Annotated in this window: 5 protein-coding genes; all 5 read left to right on the top strand. The window is 69.7% G+C overall.

From position 1 onward, the window contains the following. Window positions 1-10: 10 nt before the first annotated feature. A complete protein-coding gene (gene mftG, locus NA12_RS13340) occupies window positions 11-1,405 on the top strand; it encodes a mycofactocin dehydrogenase MftG (protein WP_067449639.1) in 1,395 nt (464 codons plus the stop codon). 57 nt (window positions 1,406-1,462) lie between these two features. After that, the gene (locus tag NA12_RS13335; protein ID WP_255284078.1) at window positions 1,463-2,875 is read left to right on the top strand and encodes a GAF domain-containing protein; all 1,413 of its coding nucleotides are present in this window, start codon (window positions 1,463-1,465) and stop codon (window positions 2,873-2,875) included. A gap of 426 nt (window positions 2,876-3,301) precedes the next feature. Next, the gene (locus NA12_RS13330) at window positions 3,302-21,283 is read left to right on the top strand and encodes a non-ribosomal peptide synthase/polyketide synthase (RefSeq protein WP_243654738.1); all 17,982 of its coding nucleotides are present in this window, start codon (window positions 3,302-3,304) and stop codon (window positions 21,281-21,283) included. Then, window positions 21,283-23,406 carry an AMP-binding protein gene (locus tag NA12_RS13325; RefSeq protein ID WP_067449636.1) on the top strand — a complete coding sequence of 708 codons (2,124 nt, stop codon included), beginning with the start codon at window positions 21,283-21,285 and terminating at the stop codon, window positions 23,404-23,406. Before NA12_RS13330 ends, NA12_RS13325 begins: the two co-directional genes overlap by 1 nt. Next, window positions 23,403-23,618 carry an MbtH family protein gene (locus NA12_RS13320; protein WP_067449635.1) on the top strand — a complete coding sequence of 72 codons (216 nt, stop codon included), beginning with the start codon at window positions 23,403-23,405 and terminating at the stop codon, window positions 23,616-23,618. The genes NA12_RS13325 and NA12_RS13320 overlap by 4 nt, the downstream gene beginning before the upstream one ends. The last annotated feature ends 19 nt before the right edge of the window (window positions 23,619-23,637 follow it).

Genomic DNA, 23,637 nt, shown 5'->3' with positions numbered 1-23,637 from the left:
ATACGACTGCGTGACGAACACTCTCATCGTCGGAGCCGGGTCGGCGGGTTGCGTGCTCGCCGCCCGGCTCAGCGCGGACCCGGCGCGCTCGGTGCGCGTCTTCGAAGCCGGGCCGACGTTCCCGACGAGGGGGGAGCTGCCCGTCGAGCTGCTCGACCCGAGCCATCTCCCGATCGGCCCCGAATCCCGGCTCGTGTGGCGCTACGCGAGAAACCTGGTGCGCGGCAAGCTGATCGGCGGGTCCGGCGCGATCAACGGCAGCTACTTCATTCGCCCACCCGCTGTCGACTTCACGGCCTGGAGCGCGGTGGCGGGTGCGCGCTGGTCGTTCGACTCGGTTCTCCCGACCTTTCGCGACCTCGAAGACGACAAGGATTTCGGTAACGCGCCCGGCCACGGCGTCGGCGGCCCGATCCCGATCTCGCGAACCAGTCACTTCGCCCGGTTCAGCGCCGAATTCGCGCGACGTTGCGCGGTAGCGGGATTCACCGAGATCCCCGACCTCAATATGTCAGGTGCCAACCGCGCCGAGGGTTTCGGCCCGGTGCCCTTGACGGTGTCACTCGGCTCGCGGGCTGGACCCGCTGTCACCCACCTCTATCCCGCGATGACACGGCCCAACCTCACCGTCACCAGCGCGACCACAGTGACCCGGCTACTGCTGCGTGGCACCCGGGTGATCGGTGTGGAGTGGGCGCGCGGGCGCGAGCGCGGGCGAACCTATGCCGATCAGACGGTGTTGTGCGCGGGTGCGGTGGAGTCGGCCGCACTGCTGATCAGATCCGGGATCGGCCCCGAACCGCTCCTGCGCGCACTCGGGGTGGCGACCGTGCGGCCCGCTCCGGTCGGCGCGTGGTGCACCGATCACCCCGAGATCGGCGTCGAGTTCCCCTGCGACGAGCCGGACGAGCCCGCGGTACCGCTCGAATACGTCCTCCACATCGACGACCTCGAACTACGTCCGTACACCCAGATGTTCACCCCTGGCCTTCGCCGAATCGGGGTCGCGCTGATGCATCCCGAGTCGACCGGCGAGCTCACGCTGGCCTCGGCGGATCCCTCGGTCCCCGCGCGCATCGATCAGCGCTACCTGCGCGGCGAACGGGACCGAGCCCGGCTGCGTGAGGGAGCAGCACTCACCGCGGATCTCCTCGGTCGGCGAATCGGACCTGTCGACGACTCCTGGCTGCGCGCCAACCTGGGCACTTCCCAGCATCTTTCCGGTACCTGTCGGATGGGCCCCGCGGGGGACGAGCGCGCGGTGGTCGACGAACAGGGCCGCGTACACGGCATCGACGCACTGACCGTCGCCGACCTGTCGGTCGTCCCGGTCCCGCTGCGCCGCGGTCCACAGGCCGCCACCGTGCTGCTCGCCGCGTCCATCGCGGACTACATGGTCGTGTGACGAAGGCACGATTGATACCACGATGTGACCTGCGGGACAAACCCCGACTTCTGCCGGTTGGCCCGATACCTGCCCGGTACAGTTTGTATCGGGAAAGAAAGGCAAATGGTCAGCAATCTTACAGGTGGGAGGCCCCCACGGCAGGCATCGGAGTCGGGCGCACAGCTCGGTGCTCTGGAAGCCTATGCCGCACAGGCCCATGGATTTCTCAGTGCCGGTGGTGAACAGCTTACCCAGCTGGCCGGTCTACTACGTCCGCTCGTCCTCGAATCATGGTTGCGCAGTGTGCGCGGTGGTGTCGACCCGACGGACATCATCGACGGTCGCGGGCTGCGCGGTGCCGATCTGGAACGTTATCGCGACGCCCACCCTATCGCCGCGCTCATGCCGCTGATCGACAAACTGCTGGTCCAGGACGCGTCGCACGCCGGATTGATCGTGACCGTGGCCGACCAGTTCGGTCGGGTGCTTTCGGTGCACGGGCATCCGGAGCAGATCGCCGCGGCCGCCGAGATCGGCGTGCGCGAGGGCGACGATCTCAGCGAACGCCGGATCGGTACCAATGCCGTCGGCCTCGTCGTGCGCACCGGCCGCGCCACCTGGATTCACGGACCCGAACATTTCCTCCATCGGATGCACCAGATCACCGGCGCCGCGGCACCCGTGCACGAGCCGGACGGTCGGCTGATCGGCGTGCTGATGATTGCCGGCGGGATGCGGGTGGCCAAGCCCGAGATTCTCGCCTTGGTCAAAGCCGCCGCGACCGCGGCCGAGATGGATCTGGTGCTGCGAGCCATGCGCGCGAGCCATGGCAACGGGGCATCGGCCCCGGCGAACCGCGATTACTCCGAACAGGCCAAACTCGGCCTCGATGTCCTGGGTCTGGGTCAACCTCAGTTGAGCATCGCGGGGGAGCGGGTGTCGCTCTCGCAACGCCACGCCGAGATCCTGCTCCTGCTCGCCGAGCATCCCGAAGGACTCGGCGCCGATCACTTGGCGCTGCTACTGGACGACACCGATCTGGACAACGGCACGATCCGCGCGGCGGTGTCGCGGCTGCGGACGGTGATCGGCGCCTCGGTTGTCGGTTCGCGCCCTTACCGTCTCCGCGTACATGTCGCAACTGATGTAGAAGCCCTGCGGGCCGCTCTCGACTCCGGTGATATCGAATCCGCATTACGCTTGTACGCGGGGCCGGTGCTGCCGCGTTCCTCCGCGCCCGGCATCTGCGATATCCGTGACGAGCTCCGGGTCCGGTTGCGCACCGCTGTGCTCGCCGCGCCCGATGCCGGTGTGCTGCGTCGGTGGACCTCGTGCCCCGAAGGGCGCGACGACGCCGCGGCGTGGGCGGCCTATCGGTCGACCGTCGATCGCGAATCACCGCTGTATGCGCAGATAGAAGCCAAGATCCGGGTGCTCGACCGGCGCATCGGCGCCGATGCAACGCAGATGCAACGTTTCGACTCATAGTGTCCCGTTCTGAAGGTGTGGTGGCTCACATGTCGGGGACCGATGTGTTGGAGCCCACACTCATGCCCCGGTCGTGGGTACTCGTCAGTACGGACTGGACGACTGACCGAATTTTTTAGCTGAAAAAGTACCTTTTTATTAAATTAGGGCTTACTGTCGGCACTGCATGGACAGGCGCCCATGTGATGTAACTGACAAAGCCGTTGGAGGAACGATCTACAGCTAGGCACCCGCGACGGACATCTCGTCTGTTGCCTCGGCGACCCCCTCGGTCGTCGTTCTCGTCCACATGATCTGTCGGGGATCTTTGCGCGAGTGTGGCGTCACGCCCACCGCGTTCATATCGAATCTTTCGCTGCGCGAGGTGTATTCGTGCTGCCCGAAAACATTCGATCTGCTGTTCTTTCGCGATTCGAGGAGGCTCTGGTGCACGGTACGGAGTTGGGTGGATTCAGTGCGCGACCACAGGAAGCGCGGGTCGTCGGTCTGCCTTTTCCGCTGACCCCGGCCCAGCTCGGTGTCTGGTACGCACAGCTGCTCGACCCCGACGTCCCGATCACCATCGCCCAGTACGTCGACATCGTCGGCGAGCTCGATGCCGCTGTGCTGCAGCAGGTTACGGCCGAGGCCGCGCATGTCTACGGGTCGCCGCTGGTGCGCATCGGCGAGTTCGACGGTGTCCCGCACCAGTACGTCGACCACACGATCGCGGTCGAGCAGGAGCTGCCGCTGATCGATCTGCGCCACCACGACGATCCCGTGGCCGCCGCACAGGAATGGATGCGCGCGGAATTCGGCGCCCCCATCGACCTGCTCACCGACCGGCTGGTGGCGGGCGCGGTGCTGCGCGTCGGCGACGCCCGCTGGTTCTGGTATCTGCGCGGCCACCACATCGTGCTCGACGGGTACGGCGCGTTCACCAACTCCCAGCGCATCGCCGAGCTCTACACCGCGCGGATGCTCGGTACCCAGGCACGCGAGGTCGTTCCGGGCGAGCTGTCGGCGCTGGTCGAGGGCGAACAGCGCTACCGCGAGAGCACCCGCTTCGTCGGCGATCGTGAGCACTGGGCTCAGCGGATCGCCGGCCTCGACAGCCCCACCGCGCTCGACGGCCGCACCGCACCACGATCGGCGATCAACCTGGTGACCGGCGGGCGGCTGTCGGAGGAACTGGTCGACCGGCTGGAAACCATTGCCGCCAGCGATGATTCGACGATCTCCGCGGTGCTCCTCGCCGCCTTCGCCGCCTACCTCGGCCGCCTCACCGACCGACCGGACGCGGTACTGAGCCTGCCCGTCACCGCCCGCACCACCGCGGTCATGCGCCGCTCGGCGGGGATGCTGTCCAATATCGTGCCGTTGCGACTGCCCACGGGCGCGGCGGGCTCACCCGCCACCTGGGGCGAACTGCTGCGCGCGGCCCGGGTCGAGGTGGCGGGTGCGCTGCGTCATCAGCGCTACCGTGCCGAGGACATCCGCCGCGACGCCGAGGACGACGGGCGTCCCGCTCGGCGCGCGCTGTTCGGCCCGCTCGCCAACTTCATGCTGTTCAAGAGTGACCTCACCCTCGGGACCACCACCGGTCGCTACCGGGTGCTGTCCACCGGTCCGATCGAGGACCTGAGCCTCAACGTCTACTACGGCGACCGCGACCGAGTGCACGTGGATTTCGAGGCCAACCCGCACCTCTACGACGCCGATACCCTGGCCAGGCACCATGCCCGCTTCCTCGGTTTCCTCGAGCGACTCGCCGCGACCGACCTGGCCACCGCGCTGAGCGCGATCGAGGTCGCGACCGAGCTGGAACTGCAGGTCAGCACCCGGATCTGGAACTCCACCCGGTTCGATGTCGACGCCGCGCTGGCCGAGCGTTCGGTCCCGGTGGCGACGCTGCCCGCCCTGTTCGAGGCCCAGGTCGCGCGTACCCCCGACGAGGTGGCAGTGCGGATGGCGACGTCGTCGGGCACCGAGGGCGCCACCCTCACCTATCGCGAGTTGGCTCAGCGTGTCAATCGGCTGGCCCGGCGGCTGCGCGCGGACGGCATCGGACCGGAATCGCTGGTGGCGCTGTGCATTCGGCGCTCGCCCGAGCTGGTGGTGGCCATGTACGCGGTGCTCGCGGCGGGCGCGGCCTATGTCCCGATCGATCCGGATCATCCGGCCGAGCGCATCGCGCACATCCTCGCGACCGCCGCACCGGCCGCCGTGCTCACAACCACCCGTGACCGCGTGTCCGGCGTGGCTGATGATGGGCCGGCGGTGCTGGCCGTGGACGCCCTCGAACTGAGTGACTACGACGACGCTCCGCTGACCGACGCCGACCGCACCGCGCCGCTGCGCCCCGGCCATCGCGCCTACGTCATCTTCACCTCGGGCTCCACCGGTCTGCCCAAGGGCGTCGCGGTCGAGCACGCCGCGATCGTGAACCGTCTCGTCTGGATGCAGCACACCTACCGCCTGCACGGTGTCGACGTGGTGCTGCAGAAGACGCCGATGACCTTCGATGTCTCGGTGTGGGAGTTCTTCTGGCCCTTGCAGATCGGCGCTACCCTGCTGCTCGCCGAGCCGGACGGGCACCGCGACCCCGGCTACCTGCGCCGAGTCATCAGCGAATATGGCGTCACCGTAGCGCATTTCGTCCCGTCGATGCTCGAAGTCTTTCTGGCCCAACAGGACATCGCCGAGCGCACATCGCTGCGACTGGTCTTCGCGTCCGGCGAGGCACTGCCCGCCGCGCCTGCCCAGCGACTGCGGCTGCTGACAGGCGCCCGCCTGCACAATCTCTACGGCCCGACCGAGGCCGCTGTCGACGTCACCTTCCACGAGGTGAACGACAGCGACCGGGTCTCGGTGCCGATCGGCGCGCCGGTGTTCAACACCCGGCTCCATGTTCTCGACTCACGGCTGCGGCCTGTTCCGGTCGGGGCTTCGGGTGAGCTGTATCTGTCGGGGGTACAGCTCGCCCGGGGTTATGTCTCAGGTCCAGCGCTCACCGCCGGACGCTTCGTCGCCGCGCCCGCGGTAGTCGTCACCGACCCCGGGTCCGGCAGTGCCGCGTCGCATCCGCTGCCGGGTGAGCGGATGTACCGCACCGGCGACCTTGTTCGCTGGACCACCAATGGTGAGCTGGAGTATCTGGGGCGCACCGATTCTCAGGTGAAGCTGCGCGGCCTGCGGATCGAGCTCGGCGAGATCGAGGCCGTGCTGGAGAGCGTGGACTCCACGGCGCGCGCCGTGGTGCTGGTTCGCGACGACGCGGGCGTCGGCGAGCAATTGGTCGCCTATGTCGTGGAAGCCGAACCGGGCTCGGTGTCGATCGACGAGCTGCGTGAGACGGCGCTGCGCGCGCTGCCCGCCTACATGGTGCCCGCGGCGTTCGTGCTGCTCGAGGCGCTGCCGGTGAACGCGTCGGGCAAGCTGGATCGCAAGGCGCTGCCCGCCCCCACCCGCACCGTCGTCGCCTACGCCGAACCTGTCGGCCCGGTGGAGCACGCGGTGGCGAGGGTGTTCGGCGAGGTCCTCGGCCTCGATCGGGTGGGCCGCGACGACGACTTCTTCGCCCTCGGCGGCAACAGCCTGGTCGCCACCCAGGTCGCGGCCCGCCTCGGCGCCGATCTCGGCTGCCGCCTCGGCGTGCGCGATCTGTTCGGCGCGAGCACCGTCGCCCGTCTCGCCGCCGCCGTGGCCGATCGCGACCACGCCGGCGCCTCGGCCCAGCTCCCGGTGCTCACCGCAGGGCCCCGCCCGGCGCTGATCCCGCTTTCGCCCGCGCAGCAACGGATCTGGTTCCTCAATCGCTTCGATCCCGCGGCGCCCGGCTACAACATGCCGTTCGTCATCCGGCTGCGCGGCACCGCCGATCTGCCGGCCCTGGTCGCGGCCTTGAACGCGGTGGTCGAACGCCACGAGACGCTGCGCACCGTGTTCCCGGCGGTCGATACACCGGGCGGTGAGGTAGCCGAGCAGGTCGTGTGCGATGCCGGGCTGGTCCGCATCGGCGACCCCGTCGAGGTGCGGGACGCCGACCTCGACGCGGAGCTGACCCGATTCGCGCGAGCCGGATTCGATCTCGAACGCGAAGCACCGCTGCGTGCGGGTATTTTCGTGGTCGCGCAGGCCGCCGACACAACTGTGGACAACTCGGCACCGCGGCGATCGAGCGCCGCGGCGGGGGAGTGTGTCCTGGCTGTTGTGCTGCATCATATTGCGGCAGACGGTGTTTCGCTGCAGGTGCTCGTTCGCGATGTCCTCACCGCGTATCGCGCCGCCACCGACGGCGCCGAGCCGACCTGGTCGCCGCTGCGCGTGCAGTACGCCGACTACGCCCTCTGGCAGCGCGAGCTGCTCGGCGCCGAAACCGATCCGCAGTCGCTGGCCTCCCGCGAAATCGCTTTCTGGGAGCGAACTCTCGCGGGTCTGCCCGACCAGCTCGAGTTGCCCTCGGCCCGCAGACGACCGGTCGAGCCGAGCGCACGCGGCGCACGCGTCGCCTTCGCCATCGACGCCGACCTGCACCGCCGACTCGCCGACCTGGCCCAGCAGGCGGGCGCTTCGCTGTTCATGGTTGTGCACACCGCGCTGTCGGTGCTGCTCGCGCGCCTGTCCGGCACCACCGACATCGCCATCGGCACCGGTGTCGCCGGTCGCGGCGACCGCGCCATCGACGACCTGATCGGCATGTTCGTCAACACCCTGGTGCTGCGCACCGAGGTGGACCCCGCCGCGAGCTTCATCGACGCGCTCGAGCGCACCCGCGAAACCGATCTGGCCGCCTTCGCGCACGCCACCGTCCCTTTCGATCGTCTGGTCGACGTCGTCAACCCGGCCCGTTCCTCCGCCCGGCACCCGTTGTTCCAGGTGGCGCTGAACTTCCAGGCCGCCCTCGACACGACCTTCGAGCTGGCGGGCTCGGCGGTGACGGTGCGCGAGATCGAGCTCGACATCACCAAGTTCGACCTGGGCCTCACCCTCGCCGAACGCCGTGGTGCCGCAGGCGAACCCGCTGGCATCGACGCCGTCACCCTCTACGCCGCCGACCTGTTCGACGAGCCCGAGATGCATGCTCTCGGTGATCGTTTCGTGCGACTACTGGCCGCGGCCGTCGACGCTCCGAACACCGCGGTCGGTGACCTGCCGCTGCTGTCGGAATCCGAACATTCCCAGCTCACCGGGATGCGCGGCGCACCGGTGACCGCCACCGGCCTGCTGCCCGACCTGCTGGCCGCGGCAGTCGCGGCACAACCGGATCACGAGGCCGTCACCGACGGTGACCGTACCCTGACCTATCGCGAACTCGACCGGGCGTCGTCACGCTTGGCCAGAGTCCTCATCGACGGCGGCGTCGGACCCGACGACGTGATCGCCGTCGGTCTTCCCCGTTCCATCGAGTCCGTTCTCGCGGTGTGGGCGATCGCCAAATCCGGCGCCGCCTGGTTGCCTGTCGATCCGAGCTACCCGCTCGATCGGATCACCCATATGGTGACCGATTCCGGCGCGCGACTGGGTCTTACAGTGTCCGAGTCACAGTCCGCGCTGCCCGGCCCGATCGACTGGCTGGTCCTCGACGAGCTGAAGCTGATGGCCGAATGCGCCGGGCGCTCCAGCGATCCTGTCACCGACGCCGACCGTGTGCGCCCGCTGCGCGCCGAGGACCTCGCCTACGTCATCTACACCTCCGGCTCCACCGGCGCGCCCAAGGGCGTGCTGGTCACCCAGACGGGTATCGCCGGTTTCGCCGCCGAGGAAACGGCGCGTATGTTCGGCGCCGCCGACGCCAGGGTCCTGCAGGTCGGTTCCCCGTCCTTCGACATCTCGGTGATGGAATTGCTGCTCGCGGTGGATTCCGCCGCGACCCTGGTGATCGCCCCGCCCGGGCGACACGTGGGAGCGGAACTGGCCCAGCTGCTTTCGGAGCAGCGGGTCACGCACGCGCTGATGACGCCGTCCGGCTTGGCCGTGCTCGACCCCGCCCCGCTCGACGCCCTTCGCATGGTGATGGTCGGCGGCGAAGCCTGCCCGCCCGACCTGATCGCCCGCTGGACCGCAGGGCCCGTACCCCGCGCGTTCGTGAACGCCTACGGCCCCTCCGAGACCACGGTCGCCACCAACATCAGCGCCCCGCTCACCGCCGATACCCCGCTGACCCTCGGTACGCCGCTGCGCGGCATCAGCCAGTGGGTCCTCGACTCCCGGCTGCGGCCGGTGCCCGTCGGCGTCGCGGGCGAGCTGTATGTCGCGGGTGCCCAGCTCGCGCGCGGCTACCGCTCCCGCGCCGCCCTCACCGCCGCCCGCTTCGTCGCCTGCCCGTGGGCCCCCGCCGAGCGCATGTACCGCACCGGCGATCTGGTCCGCTGGACTCCCGACGGCACCCTCGACTACCTGGGCCGCAACGATGACCAGGTCAAACTCCGTGGGTTCCGCATCGAACTCGGCGAGGTCGAATCCGCCCTGCTCGCCCAGCTCTCGGTGCACCGGGCCGTGGTGGTGGTGCGCGCCGACACGCATCGTGGCGATCAGCTCGTCGCCTACGTCGTGCCCGCCCTCGACCGAGCGGCGCGAGCCGAAGCCGACCTGGTCGACGCACTCGCCGCCGCCCTGCGCGGCACCCTCGCCGCGCACATGGTCCCCTCCGCGTTCGTGGTGATCGACGCACTGCCGCTCACTCCCAGCGGCAAACTCGACCGCTCGGCCCTGCCGGAGCCGGTGTTCGCCGCGCGCTCCTTCCGCGCGCCCGCCGTCGGCACCGAGTCCGTGGTGGCGCGGGTGTTCGGTGAGGTGCTCGGGATCGAGCGAATCGGCGCCGACGACGATTTCTTCGCGCTCGGCGGCAATTCCCTCGTCGCCACCCAGGTGGCGTCGCGGCTCGGTGCCGCACTCGGCCGCGCGGTCTCGCTGAAGTCGCTGTTCGAGGCGTCGACGGTCACCGCGCTCGCCGACCTGCTCGACGCCGAGGAATCGGTCGCGCCCCGGCTCGCGCTGGTGGCGGGTGAACGACCGCAACAGATTCCGCTGTCCTACGCCCAGCGGCGCATGTGGTTCCTGAACCAGTTCGACGCCGCGTCGGTCGCCGACAACATCGCCGCTGCCATCCGCCTGACCGGCGTCATCGACTACGCGGCGATGAACGCCGCCGTCGCGGCGGTCTTCGCCAGGCACGAGGCGCTGCGGACCCGCTACCCCGCCGTCGACGGCGTCCCGTTCCAGCAGGTGCTCGCGCCCGACCAGTTGACGATCGCCCTCGAACCGCACGCGGTCGCCCCCGTCGATCTCGACAGCCGGATCCGCGCGCTGGCCGCCGTCCCGTTCGCGGTGGACTCCGAACCCCCGGTCCGTCTGCACCTGCTGCACACCGCCGCCGACGAGCACATCCTCGTGCTCGTGCTGCACCACATCGCCGCCGACGGCTGGTCTGTTGCGCCACTGACCCGCGATGTGATGGTGGCCTACGCCGCCCACCTGGCGGGGGCCCGACCTCAGTGGACGCCGCTGCCGGTGCAGTACGCCGACTTCGCCCTCTGGCAGCGCGCCGCGCTCGGCGCCGAGGACGACGCTGATTCCGCCCTGTCCCGCCAGCTCGCGTTCTGGTCGACGGAACTGGCCGACCTGCCCGACCTGCTCTCGCTGCCGACCGATCGACCGCGCCCGGCCGTGGCTTCGGGCCGCGGTGCGCGCCACGCGTTCACGGTGCCCGCCGCGATCACCGAGAAACTGCGGGCCATCGGCGCACGGGCCAACGCCTCGCTGTTCATGGTGTTGCACACCGCCTTCGCCGCCACCCTCGCCACCCTGTCCGGTCAGCGCGACATCGCGATCGGTACTCCGGTCGCGGGCCGTGGTGACCAGGCGCTCGACGAGCTGGTCGGCATGTTCGTCAACACCGTCGTACTGCGCACCCCGGTCCGCCCCGGCGCCACCTTCGTCGAGCTGCTCGGCACGGTCCGCGACAGTGACCTGCGCGCCCTCGCCAATACCGATGTCACCTTCGACCGGCTCGTCGAGGTGCTCAATCCGGAGCGCTCGACCGCCCGGCACCCGCTGTTCCAGGTGATGCTCGACTTCCAGAACAACTCCCACACCGCACTCGAACTCGCGGGCCTGACCGCCTCGGAGATCGAGATCGACACCCACACAGCCAAATTCGATCTCCACCTGACGCTGCGGGAAACCGCCGAGGGCCTGCTCGCGCGCTTCGAGTACGCGACCGAACTCTTCGACGCGCGCACCATCGCCGATTTCGGCGCCCGGCTGCTGCGGACGCTGGACACGGTGACCGCCGATCCCGATGTCGTGATCGGCGATATCGACCTCCTCGACACCGACGAGCGCACCCGCCTACTCGACACCTGGAACGCCACCGATTACCCGAGCGACGAGCGCATGACGCTGGCCTCGCTGTTCGCCGCGCAGGCCCAACGCTGCCCGAACGCCACCGCGGTGACCTTCGAAGGCACGTCGCGCAGTTTCGCCGAGTTCGCGGCCGAGGTGAATCGCCTCGCTCGCCTGCTGATCTCGATCGGCGTCGGCCCGGACCGCACCGTGGCCATCGGGATGCGCCGCTCGACCGACCTCGTCGTCGCCATGTACGCGGTCGTCGCCGCGGGTGGCGCCTATGTGCCGCTCGACCCGGATCACCCGGCCGAGCGCATCGCCGCGGTGATCGCGGCGGCTGGGCCGGTTTGCGTGCTGACCCGCGAGATCGATGCCCTCGACCTGTCCGCGGTGGACGCCGCCGGCGAACTCACCACCGCGCGTCCGGCGATTCTCGACCTCGAGCAACTCGACACCGCCGACTACTCGGCCGAACCGATCGCCGACGCCGATCGTCTCGCCACGCTGACGCCGGGCAACGCCGCCTACCTGATCTTCACCTCCGGTTCCACCGGTGCGCCCAAGGGCGTCGTCGTCTCGCACGCCGCCATCGTCAACCGCCTGGTGTGGATGCAGGACGCCTACCGTCTCACCCCCCACGACGTGGTGTTGCAGAAGACCCCCGCCACCTTCGACGTATCGGTCTGGGAGTTCTTCTGGCCCTTGCAGATCGGCGCCAGGCTGGTTCTCGCCCGCCCGGACGGCCACCGCGACCCCGCCTACCTGACGCAGCTGATCGACGCCGAGCAGATCACCGTCGCCCACTTCGTCCCGTCGATGCTCGCGGTCTTCGCTGCGGCCCTCCATGAGGCATCGAGCGCACGTGTCGACCTCGGCGAGACGGCGCCGTCGACCGCCGGGCACTGCGCGTCGCTTCGCCTGGTCTTCGCCTCCGGCGAGGCACTGCCGCCCGCCTCCGCGCACCTGCTGCGTGCGCTCACCGGGACGGCTGTGCACAACCTGTACGGCCCCACCGAAGCCGCGGTCGACGTGACCTTCCACGAGGTTGTCGACGCCGACACCGTCACCGTGCCCATCGGTGTGCCCGTGCACAACACACGGGTCTACGTCCTCGATGCCCGCCTGCGGCTGGTCCCCGTCGGCGTCCCCGGCGAGCTGTACCTGGCGGGCGCCCAGCTCGCTCGCGGCTACGCGGGTCGCGCCGACCTCACCGCCGACCGTTTCGTCGCCAACCCGTTCACCCCTGCCGAGCGCATGTACCGCACCGGCGATCTCGTCACCTGGACGACGGACGGCGAGCTGGAGTACCTGGGCCGCACCGACTTCCAGGTGAAGCTGCGCGGACTGCGGATCGAACTCGGCGAGATCGAAGCCGTGCTCGCCCGGATCGCCGATATCGCCCAGGCCGCGGTGATCGTTCGCGACGACACCCTGATCGCGTATCTCGTCGCCGCGCGCGATGTCGATGTGGACGCGGTGAAGTCGATCCTCATCCGCACCCTGCCCGCCTACATGGTCCCCTCGACGTTCATGGTCCTGGACGAGTTCCCGCTCAACTCGTCCGGCAAGCTGGATCGAAAGGCGCTGCCCGCACCGAGTTTCGAGGCGGCGACCTTCCGCGCGCCGACCACCGAGGTCGCTCGCATCGTCGCGGCCACCTTCGCCACGGTGCTCGGTTTCCCCGCCGATCGCGAAGTCGGTCTCGACGACGACTTCTTCGCACTCGGCGGCAACTCGCTCAACGCCACCCAGGTCGCGGCCCGCCTCGGCGCCGCGCTCGACACCCAGATCCCGGTCCGGCTGCTGTTCGACGCGCCGACCGTGGCCGACCTGGCCGACCGGTGCGCCGCTCTGCGCGGCACCGGCGGGCGGCTCGAACTCACCACTCGTGAACGCCCCCAGCGGATTCCGCTGTCCGCGGCGCAGCGCCGGATGTGGTTCCTCAATCGCTTCCTCGCCGACGTCGATGGCATCGGCGACGCGGTCGACAACATCCCCATCGCGCTGCGGCTCACCGGCGACCTCGACATCGCCGCACTCGAAGCCGCCCTCGTCGATGTCCTCACCCGGCACGAAACCCTGCGGACCAGCTACCCCGAGGGGCCCGACGGCGCCGAACAGCTGATCTGCGACACCACCGAGATCTCGCTGCGACCGGCGGCGATCACCGAGGCGGAACTGCCCGAACGTCTGTTGGCCTGCGCCGCGGTGCGATTCGACCTCACCGCGGAGATCCCGCTGCGCGCGGCCTTGTTCGCGCTCGGCGCCGATCACGTGCTGGTCCTGGTGGTCCACCACATCGCCGCCGACGGTTTCTCGCTCGGCCCGCTGGCCGCCGACCTGATGGCCGCCTACGCCGCCCGCCGCGATGGCATCGCCCCCGCCTGGGCACCGCTGCCCGTCCAGTACGCCGACTACACCCTCTGGCAGAACGAGAACCTCGGTGAGGCAACTGATCCCGCGTCGCGAGCGCACGCGCAACTGGCGTTCTGGCGGCACGGCCTGGCCGGTCTGCCCGAACAGCTCAACCTGCCGACCGACCGCCCCCGTCCCACCGAGTCGACCTTCCGCGGCGCGGTGCACCGCTTCCAGATCGACTCCGATCTGCACAGCGAGCTCCGTGAACTCGCGCGCAAGCACGAGGCCACTCTGTTCAGCACGGTGCACGCCGCGCTCGCGGTCCTGCTCGCCCGCCTGTCCGGCGGCGGCGACATCGCGATCGGCACGCCGGTCGCGGGCCGCGGTGAGGCCGCCCTCGACGGCTTGATCGGCATGTTCGTCAACACCCTGGTCCTGCGCACCCAGATCGACCCGAGGGCCGAATTCGAAACCGCCCTCGATGCCGTCCGCGCGGGTGACCTCGACGCTCTCTCACACGCCGATATCCCGTTCGAGCAGGTCGTCGAAGCCGTCGATCCGGCGCGAGCCCGCAACCGCCACCCCCTGTTCCAGGTGGCGCTGGTCCTCCAGAACTTCACCGTGCCCGCGCTCGAGGCCGCGGGCCTGCGCGCGAAGCCGGTCGACTTCGATGCCCCCGTGGCGAAGTTCGACCTGCAGTTCACCCTCGGTGAATTCGACGACATCGACGGCCGCGCGAACGGCATGGCCATCGAAATCGCCTACGCCACAGATCTGTTCGACGAGAGCAGCGTCGCGGTGCTGGCCCGCCGCTTCACCCAGGTACTGGCCGCGGTCGTCGCCGACCCGACCGTGGTGGTCGGCGACATCCAATTGCTCAGTGCCGAAGAACAACAGCGCACCCTGCACGACTGGTCATCCACCGGCGAATCGGTGGCCGCCGCCGACACCATGGTGGATCGCTTCGCCCGCCTCGCCGCCCTAGATCCCGGCGCCGTCGCCGTGAAAGCCGACGAGCGCACGCTCACCTACGGCGAGCTCGACGCCTGGTCCAACCGCCTCGCCCGCCGACTGATCGCCGCGGGCGTCGGCCCGGAATCGCTGGTAGCGGTGGCACTCGCGCGCTCGGTCGAGCTGCCGGTCGCCCTGCTCGCCGTCCTGAAAGCCGGCGGCGGCTACCTGCCGATCGACCCCAACTATCCCGCCGATCGCATCGAATACGTCCTCGACGACGCTCGTCCGCAGTGCGCGATCACCAACAACGACACCGGCCTGGCGCACGACTGGTTCGGTGGCCCGGTCATCGATCCGGCCCTGGAAGACCTGTCCGGCTATGCCGCCGAACCCCTGACCGACGCGACGCTCGACCCCGCCGACACCGCCTATGTCATCTACACCTCCGGGTCGACCGGTCGCCCCAAGGGCGTCGTCGTGCCGCACGCCAATGTGATCGCGCTGCTCGACAACACCGCGCGGCACTTCGATTTCGGCCCGTCCGACGTATGGACGATGTTCCACTCCTACGCGTTCGACTTCTCGGTGTGGGAACTGTGGGGCGCTCTGCTGTCCGGCGGCTCGATCGTGCTGGTCGACTACTTCACCTCCCGCTCGCCCGAACAGTTCCGAGACCTGCTGCGCACCGAACGCGTCACCGTTCTCAACCAGACCCCCTCGGCGTTCTACCAGCTCATCGCCGCCGACCTGGCCGCGCCGGCACCCACCGAATACGCGCTGCGCACGGTGATCTTCGGCGGCGAGGCGCTCGAACCGCAACGTCTGGCCGGCTGGTTCGCCCGCTACCCGGACTCGCCCCGCCTGGTGAACATGTACGGCATCACCGAGACCACCGTCCACGCCTCCTACCGGGAGATCACCCCGAACACCGGTTCCGCCAGCGTGCTCGGCGGCGCCATCGCGGGACTCACCGTGCGCGTGCTCGATTCGCGTCTGCGACCCGTTCCGCTCGGGGTGCCCGGCGAAATCTACGTTTCCGGAACCCAATTGGCGCGCGGCTACCTGGGCCGACCCGACCTGACCGCGAGCCGCTTCGTCGCCGACCCCTACGGTCCCGCCGGATCCGTTGCCTACCGGTCCGGCGACCTCGCTCGCTGGACGGTCGTGCCCGACGATGCCACCCGGGCGATCCCGGGTGCCACGCGCGTCGACCTCGAATACCTCGGCCGTGCCGATCAGCAGGTCAATCTGCGCGGGTTCCGGATCGAACTCGGCGAGATCGAAGCGGCGTTACTGCACAGCTCGATCGCGCCTCGCGAAGTCGCGGTGCTGGTGCGGACCGATCTCGTCGACGAACCGCGCATCGTGGCCTATGTGGTCGGCGAGTCCACCCACCTCGACACCGCCGCGCTGCGCAAGGAGCTGGCCCGGACCCTGCCCGAGCACATGCTCCCGGCCGCGATCGTGTCGGTGGCGCGCATTCCGCTCACCGTCAACGGCAAGCTCGATCGCGCGGCCCTGCCCGCGCCCGTCTTCGAGACCACCGCCTACCGCAGGCCGGCCACCGTCACCGAGGAGATCATCGCCGCCGTCTACACCGAGGTGCTCGGCCGTGCCGACGACCGGCCGGTCGGCGCCGACGATGACTTCTTCGCCCTCGGCGGCAGCTCCCTGCTGGCGGCCAAGGCCGTGGCCCGCGTCGGCGCCGCCCTGGACCGGCGCGTGGGTGTGCGGACCCTGTTCGAGGCGCCGAGCGTCGCCGAACTGGCCGCCGCGATCGACGCCGAGGTGAAGGTCGACCGGCCCGCGCTGGTCGGCCGGGCTCGCCCCGACCTGCTTCCGCTCTCCCCGGCCCAGCAGCGGATGTGGTTCCTCAACCGCTACGACCGGGCCTCGGTGGCCTACAACATCCCGTTCGCGCTGCGACTGAGCGGCGCGCTCGATACCGGTGCGTTGCGGGCCGCGATGGCCGACGTGGTCGCCCGACACGAATCGCTGCGCACCGTATACCCCGAGGTCGACGGCACACCCGCGCAGTCGATCGTCGCGGCGGCCGACGCGATGTCGACGCTGTTCGCGAACGCCGAAGCGTCACCGCGCGAGACCGACTCGCCGCTCGCGATCAGCGAAGCCGCGCTGCCCGCCGCGATTCGCGAACTGGCCGAGACCACCTTCGACGTCACCACCGAGATTCCGGTGCGCATGCGGCTGTTGCGGGTGTCGGAGACCGAGTTCGTGCTCGCCGGCGTCCTGCACCACATCGCCGCCGACGGTTCGTCCATCGCGCCCTTCGTCGCCGACCTCATGCGGGCCTACACCGCCCGACTCGCCGACACCGCCCCCGGCTGGGCACCGCCCGCCGTGCAGTTCGCCGACTACGCGCTGTGGCAGCGTGAGCTGCTCGGCGACGAAGCCGACCCGGACTCCCTGGCCGCCCGGCAGGTCGGCTACTGGCGGACCCAGCTGGCCGGACTTCCCGATCAGCTGGACCTGCCGACCGACCGCCCCCGCCCAGCCCGTCAGACGCTGCGCGGCGACACGGTGAACTTCACGGTCGACGCCGACCTGCACGCCGCGCTGTCCGCCCTCGGCCGCGACAACGGCGCCACCCTGTTCATGGTGGTGCACGCGGCCTTCGCGGCCCTGCTCGCCCGCCTCTGCGGGACCGGGGACATCGCCGTCGGAACACCGAACGCCGGGCGCGGCGAGGCCGAGCTCGACGAGGTCATCGGCATGTTCGTCAATACGCTGGTCCTGCGGACCCAGGTCGCGAGCGACGCGCCGTTCACCGACCTGCTCGCCACCACGCGCATCGCCGATATCGCCGCCTTCTCGCACGCCGATGTGCCGTTCGAGCGGTTGGTCGAGGTGCTCAACCCGGCCCGTTCCACCGCACGGCACCCGCTGTTCCAGGTCGGCTACTCGTTCCAGAACCACGAGCGCGCACAGCTGGAACTGCCCGGGCTCACTGTCAGTGCTATCGAATTCGATTCCGGTGTAGCGCAATTCGACCTGCACCTGTTCGCCATGGACAACTACGCCGCCGACGGAGCCCCCGCGGGCATCGAGATGGCGCTCGGATACGCCACCGACCTGTTCGACGCCGACACCGCCGAGCGTCTCGCCGGTCAGCTTCGTCGCGTCCTGGAATCGGTCGCCACCACCGCGGAGGTGGTTGTCGGCGACCTGGACCTGCTCGGCGCCGACCGCGCCACGCTGCTCGGGACGTGGAACGACACCGATCGTCCGGTCGAGCGGACCACGCTCGCCGAACTGGTTGCCCGCCAGGCGAAGCGCACTCCCAGCGCCCTGGCGCTGGTGGACGACGCGTCCGGCGAATCCCTGGACTACGCCACCTTCGACGCGCAGGTCAACCGCGTCGCTCGGCTCCTGATCGCCGAGGGCGTCGGCCCTGAACGCACCGTCGTGCTGGCCATGCGCCGAGGGGTCGACCTCGTGATCGCCATGCACGCCGTGGTCCGGGCAGGCGGCGCGTATGTGCCGATCGACCCCGATCATCCCGTCGACCGCATCGCCTACATCGTCGCCACCTCGGCTCCGCTGTGCGTGCTCACCACAGCGGCCGACGGCCTGCCGATCTCGGTGGACATCCCCGTCTTCGAACTGGATCACTCCGCACTGCGGGAGCTTTCGACCGAACCAGTGACCGATGCCGAGCGCCTCGCCCCGCTGCGTCCGGAGCACCCGGCCTACATCATCTTCACCTCGGGCTCCACCGGCCGTCCGAAGGGCGTGAGCGTGGCGCACGCCGCGATCGTCAACCAGCTCACCTGGCTGCACGACCGCTTCGCCATGACCACCACCGATCGCGTCCTCGTGAAAACCCCCGCCACCTTCGATCTCTCGGTCTGGGAGTTCTGGTCGCCGTTGAGCTCGGGCGGGGCGCTGATCGTCACCCGGCCCGGCGACGAGCGTGATCCGGATCGGCTGCGCGCCATCATGTCCCGACACCACGTCACGGTCCTGCACGCGGTGCCCTCTCTCGTCGCCATGCTCCTCACCGCCGATACCGCACCGGCACTGCCCGATTCGCTGCGCGCCGTCCTCGCCATCGGTGAGGCGCTACCCGCCGCCACGGCCGCCGCGTTCCACGCCAGTGGCACCGAGGCCGTCCTGCACAACCTGTACGGCCCCACCGAGGCAGCGGTCTCGATCACCGAATACGAAGTGGCACAACACTCGACGCACGTGGTGCCGATCGGTACGCCGGTCTGGAACAGCGCCGTATACGTCCTCGACGGTCGACTTCGCCCGGTCCCGATCGGCGTTTCCGGCGAGCTCTACCTGTCCGGTGACCAGCTTGCCCGCGGCTACCACGGACGCCGGTCCTTGACCGCCGACCGCTTCGTCGCCAACCCCTTCGCGGCCGAGGCCACGTCGCCGGACCGCACCGGCGGCTCGCGGATGTATCGCACCGGCGACATCGTCCGCTGGCGTGCCGACGGCACCCTCGAATACCTCGCGCGCGCCGATTTCCAAGTCAAGATCGGTGGCTTTCGGATCGAGCTCGGCGAGGTCGAGACAGCGCTGCTGCGCTGTGCCGAGGTCCGGGCCGCCGTCGCGCTCGCCACGACCGACGAGCGCGCGGGCTCCCGCCTGATCGCCTATGCGGCGGTCGCCGACCTGACCCCGGGCGATGAGGCCACCGTCGCCGCCCGCCTGCGGGGTCAGCTCGCTGCCGACCTGCCCGCGTACATGGTTCCGGCCGCGCTGGTGGTGCTCGACGCGCTGCCCCTCAACGCCAACGGCAAAGTCGACCGCTCGGCCCTGCCGGAACCGCAGTTCGCCGAAGCGGCCTTCCGCGCCCCGGTCACCGTGACCGAACAGCTGGTCGCCCAGACCTTCGCCGAGGTGATCGGTTGCGCGAGCGCCGGGCTCGACGACGATTTCTTCGCCCTGGGCGGCAACTCGCTGATGGCGACTCGCCTGGCCGCGCGCCTCGGCGCCGCGCTCGGGGTCCACGTGGCGGTAGCCGCGGTCTTCGACGCACCGACAGTCGGCGCGCTGGCCGCACACCTGGTCACCGCCGATCGCGGGAGCGCCCGCCCCCCGCTGGCCAAGCGCACCGGCGCGGGTCCCGCCGTTCTCTCGCCCGCGCAGCAACGCATGTGGGTGCTGCACCAGCTCTCGCCCCAGTCCTCGGCCTATCACATCCCGGCCGCCATCCGCCTGACCGGCGAGCTCGACCTACCGGCCATGCAGGCGGCTGTCGCCGACCTCCTGGCGCGCCACGACACTCTGCGCACCCGCTACCCGGACACCGCCGACGGCCCGGTCCAGCAGGTGATGCCCGCCTGGTCCGCCGCTGTCGATCTCACCCCCATCCCGGTCGCGCCCGCCGATGTCGAAAGCCGGATCGCGGCGCTGGTCGCGCAGCCTTTCGACATCACCGCCGCGCCCCCGATCCGGGTCGTTCTCTACCGTCTCGGCGACAACGACCACGTGCTCGTCGTCGTGGTGCACCACATCAGCGCCGACGGGTACTCGATCGACCCACTGACCCGAGATCTGGTGCGGGCCTATGTCGCTCGCGGTCAGGGCAGCGAACCCGGCTGGGCGCCACTGGACATCCAGTACGGCGATTTCAGTGCCTGGCAGCGCGAGCTGCTCGGCTCCGCGTCCGATCCCGACAGCGTGCTCACCGAGCAGCTCACCTACTGGACCAGCGAACTCGCGGGCGCACCAGAGATGCTGGTGCTGCCGACCGACCGGCCACGCGCCGCCCGCCGTGAAATGCGCGGTGCGACAATTGAATTCGAGATCGACGCCACGCTCACTCGTCGCCTCGACGAGGTGGCGCGGGCCAACGCGACCACCCTGTTCACACTGATCCACAGCGCCCTCGCGGTGCTGCTCGCCAAACAATCCGGCAGTGCGGATATCACCATCGGCGCGCCGGTCTCCGGTCGCGGCGCCCGCGAACTCGACGACCTCGTCGGCATGTTCGTCAACACCGTGGCCCTGCGCACCGAGGTCGACGCCCGCGCACCGTTCACCGACCTGCTCGCCCAGGCGAAGCGTCGCGACCTGGCCGCGCTGTCGCACGCCGATGTCCCGTTCGAGCAGGTGGTCGATGCCATGGGGCGCACCCGCACCGGCGCCTATACCCCGCTGTTCCAGGTGATGTTCACCTTCCAGAACATGCCGCCGGGCGGTATCGAGCTACCGGGCTTACATGTGCGAGCCATGGACCCCGGACTCACCGAAGCCAAATTCGACCTGCACCTCACCGCCCTGCAACGTTACGGCTCCGACGGCGCCGTAGACGGCCTCGACGTCCACTTCGGTTACGCCACAGACCTGTTCGACGCGTCGACGGTCCGAACCATGGCCGACCGATTCCACAAGATCCTCGCCACCGTCGCCGCCGATCCAGCTGTGGTGGTCCGCGCGATCGACCTGCGCACCGATGCCGAGAAGACCCCAGCCACCTACACAATCGCCGATCTGCCCGGCCTCGTCGGCTCGGCAGCTCGGCTCGCGCCGGCGACCGTGGCATTCACCCACGGCGAGCACGCCATCTCCTATGAAGCACTCGACGCCAAACTCACCGCGGTGAGCAGGGCGATGGGCGCGAAGATGAAACCTGAGGCGTTGGTGAACGTCGCGCTGGCCGGCCTCGTGCCCGGCGTGCTCGCCGCACTCGGCGCGGCCGGTCTCACTTCGACTCTGCAAACACTGGTGACCGATGCTGCCGCGGTAATCGCCGAGACAGCGTCGGTTGACGACTCGGAAGGACAACTCTGATGTCGCACACGGATTCGGTCACGACCGCCGCCACCCTCGCCGCGCTCCTGCGTGACCTGGACGGTGATCGACCACGTGACCCGGCGACTCTGCTCGCCGCTTTCTCCACCTACGCCGAGCGCGAACCCGACACCCTCGCGGTGCGCGACGGCGACATCGCTCTCACCTACGGCGAACTGGCCGAGCGCGTCGACGCGCTGGCCGCGGCGCTGCTCGAGCACGGTGTCGGCCCCGAGACCACCGTCGCGGTGTCGCTTCCGCGTTCGGCCGAACTCGTGGTCGCTGTGCACGCGGTGCTCGCCGCGGGCGGCGCGTTCGTTCTCCTCGACCCGGCGGGTCCCGCCGACCTGCAACGACACACTGCCGCCCTGGCCTGCGCCGCCCTGATCCTCACCAGCGACGCGACACCGCGCCCCGCCGGATTCCCGGTTCTGCACACCGACGCCACCGTCGATGTGACCCCCGATGAGCTACCGGGGCCGAGCGCGGACAACCCCGCCTACCTGGTCGTGGATGTGGTCGCCGCGACCGCCGTCGTCGTCGGGCATCGCGCGGCACAGGCGAATTCGAACTGGCGCCAACGCCTCTGTGGCATCGGTGCCGGCGACACCGTGCTCTGGCACGCACCGCTGGCCGGACAGTCGGCCGTGGGGCAGATGCTGCTCGCGCTGCAAACCGGCGCGACGCTGGTGGTCTCGCCGTCGGCCGTGCTCGCCGACGCGATCGCCGAAACACAGGTAACTGCAGCGTGTTTCGATCACAGTGAACTGGCGGAGCTGGCCGCGCTACCCGATGCCGAGCAGCGTCTGGACTCGCTGCGCGTGGTGCTCGGCTCGGGTGGGCCGCTGCTCGCGAAAACCGCCGCCGCGCTGCGCGCCGTGAGCGGTGCGACCCTGTGGCACGTCTACGGCAGGCCGGAGACCGCGGGCGAGTTCGTCGCGCACGAGGTGACCGGGGCCGACCTGGAGGTGGTCCCGTTCGGATCGGCCGCCGACGATGTCGAACTGCTGATCCTCGACGAGCACCTGTGCCCGGTCGCCGATGGTGAGATCGGCGAACTCTACGTCTCCGGTGTGCAATTGGCGCGAGGCTATGTCGGCCGACAGGCCACCGCGGCGACCTTCCTCGCGAACCCCGTCGGTCCGGTGGAGGACCGCATGTTCGCTACCGGCGACCTCGTGCGCCGCAGACCACCGGGCGATGCCTGGACCGCCGAGATCGAATTCGTCGGCCGCGTCGATGACGCGCCGTTGGCCCGCCCGACCGGGCTCGTCGACGAACTGCTGCTCGACGAGTTCGAAGCACAGGCCGCCGCCACCCCTTTCGACCCGGCCGTCGTCCATGCGCCGACCGACGGCCCGACCTCGATCATCACCTACGGTGACCTCGACCGGCGCACCAACCAGCTGGCCCGATATCTGATCGCGCTCGGCATCGGCCCGGAATCGTCCGTGCTCGTGGATATCCCGCGCTCGGTGGAGTTCGTGGTCGCGACCTACGCCGTCCTCAAAGCCGGCGGGACCGTGGTGCCGATCGACACCGACGACCGCCGGCTCCCGCCGATCGTCAATCCGGCACTGGCCCTGACCATCGCCGCCCGCGAACACCTCGGCACCTACGACATCCCGACGGTGACGGTCGACCGGGCGAGGTTGTCGAGCTATTCCAGCGAACCCATCGCGCGCGGCGAACATCGCGTCCCGATCCTGCCGCAGCAACCCGCCCTGGTGCTGTTTCCCCCTGGCGCGACGCACAGCGTCACCATCAGCCATGCCGCCGCCGTGCATCGGGTCACCGCGATGCAGGCCCGGCACCGGCTCACCACCCGCGATGTCTATCTGCACCAATCCCATACCGGCGACGCCACCGCCTGGCACGGCTATCTGCTCCCGCTGCGAGTCGGCGCGACCCTGGTCCTCACCGAACCACCCGACCCCACCCGGTTAGCCGCGCTCATCACCGCCTACGGCATCACCACCACCGACTTCACCCCGCTCTTCGCACCCGCGAGCACCCACGCCGACCGCTTGTTCCGCACGAGCGAGCTCGCCCACCACGAAATCGAAGGCACCCCAGCGGCATTAGCCCACCTCGGCACCCTCCTCGGAAAGGCCACGCCATGACCAACCCGTTCGACGACGAAAACGCCCAGTTCTACGTCCTGGTCAACTCCGAAGGCGAACACTCCCTCTGGCCCACCTTCGCCGCCGTCCCCGGCGGCTGGTCGGTAGCCTTCGGCGCCGCCCCCCGAACCTCCTGCCTGCACTACGTGGAATCCCACTGGCTCGACATGCGCCCCAACTCCCTCATCGCGGCCATGTCCAACAAACCCTGACCCCATCCTCCGCGTCGTC

Source organism: Nocardia alba NBRC 108234, assembly GCF_001612665.1.
GTDB classification, from domain to species: Bacteria; Actinomycetota; Actinomycetes; order Mycobacteriales; family Mycobacteriaceae; genus Nocardia; species Nocardia alba.
The sequence above is the reverse complement of the archived record's forward strand: the minus strand, read 5'-3'. Positions and strand labels throughout refer to the sequence as shown.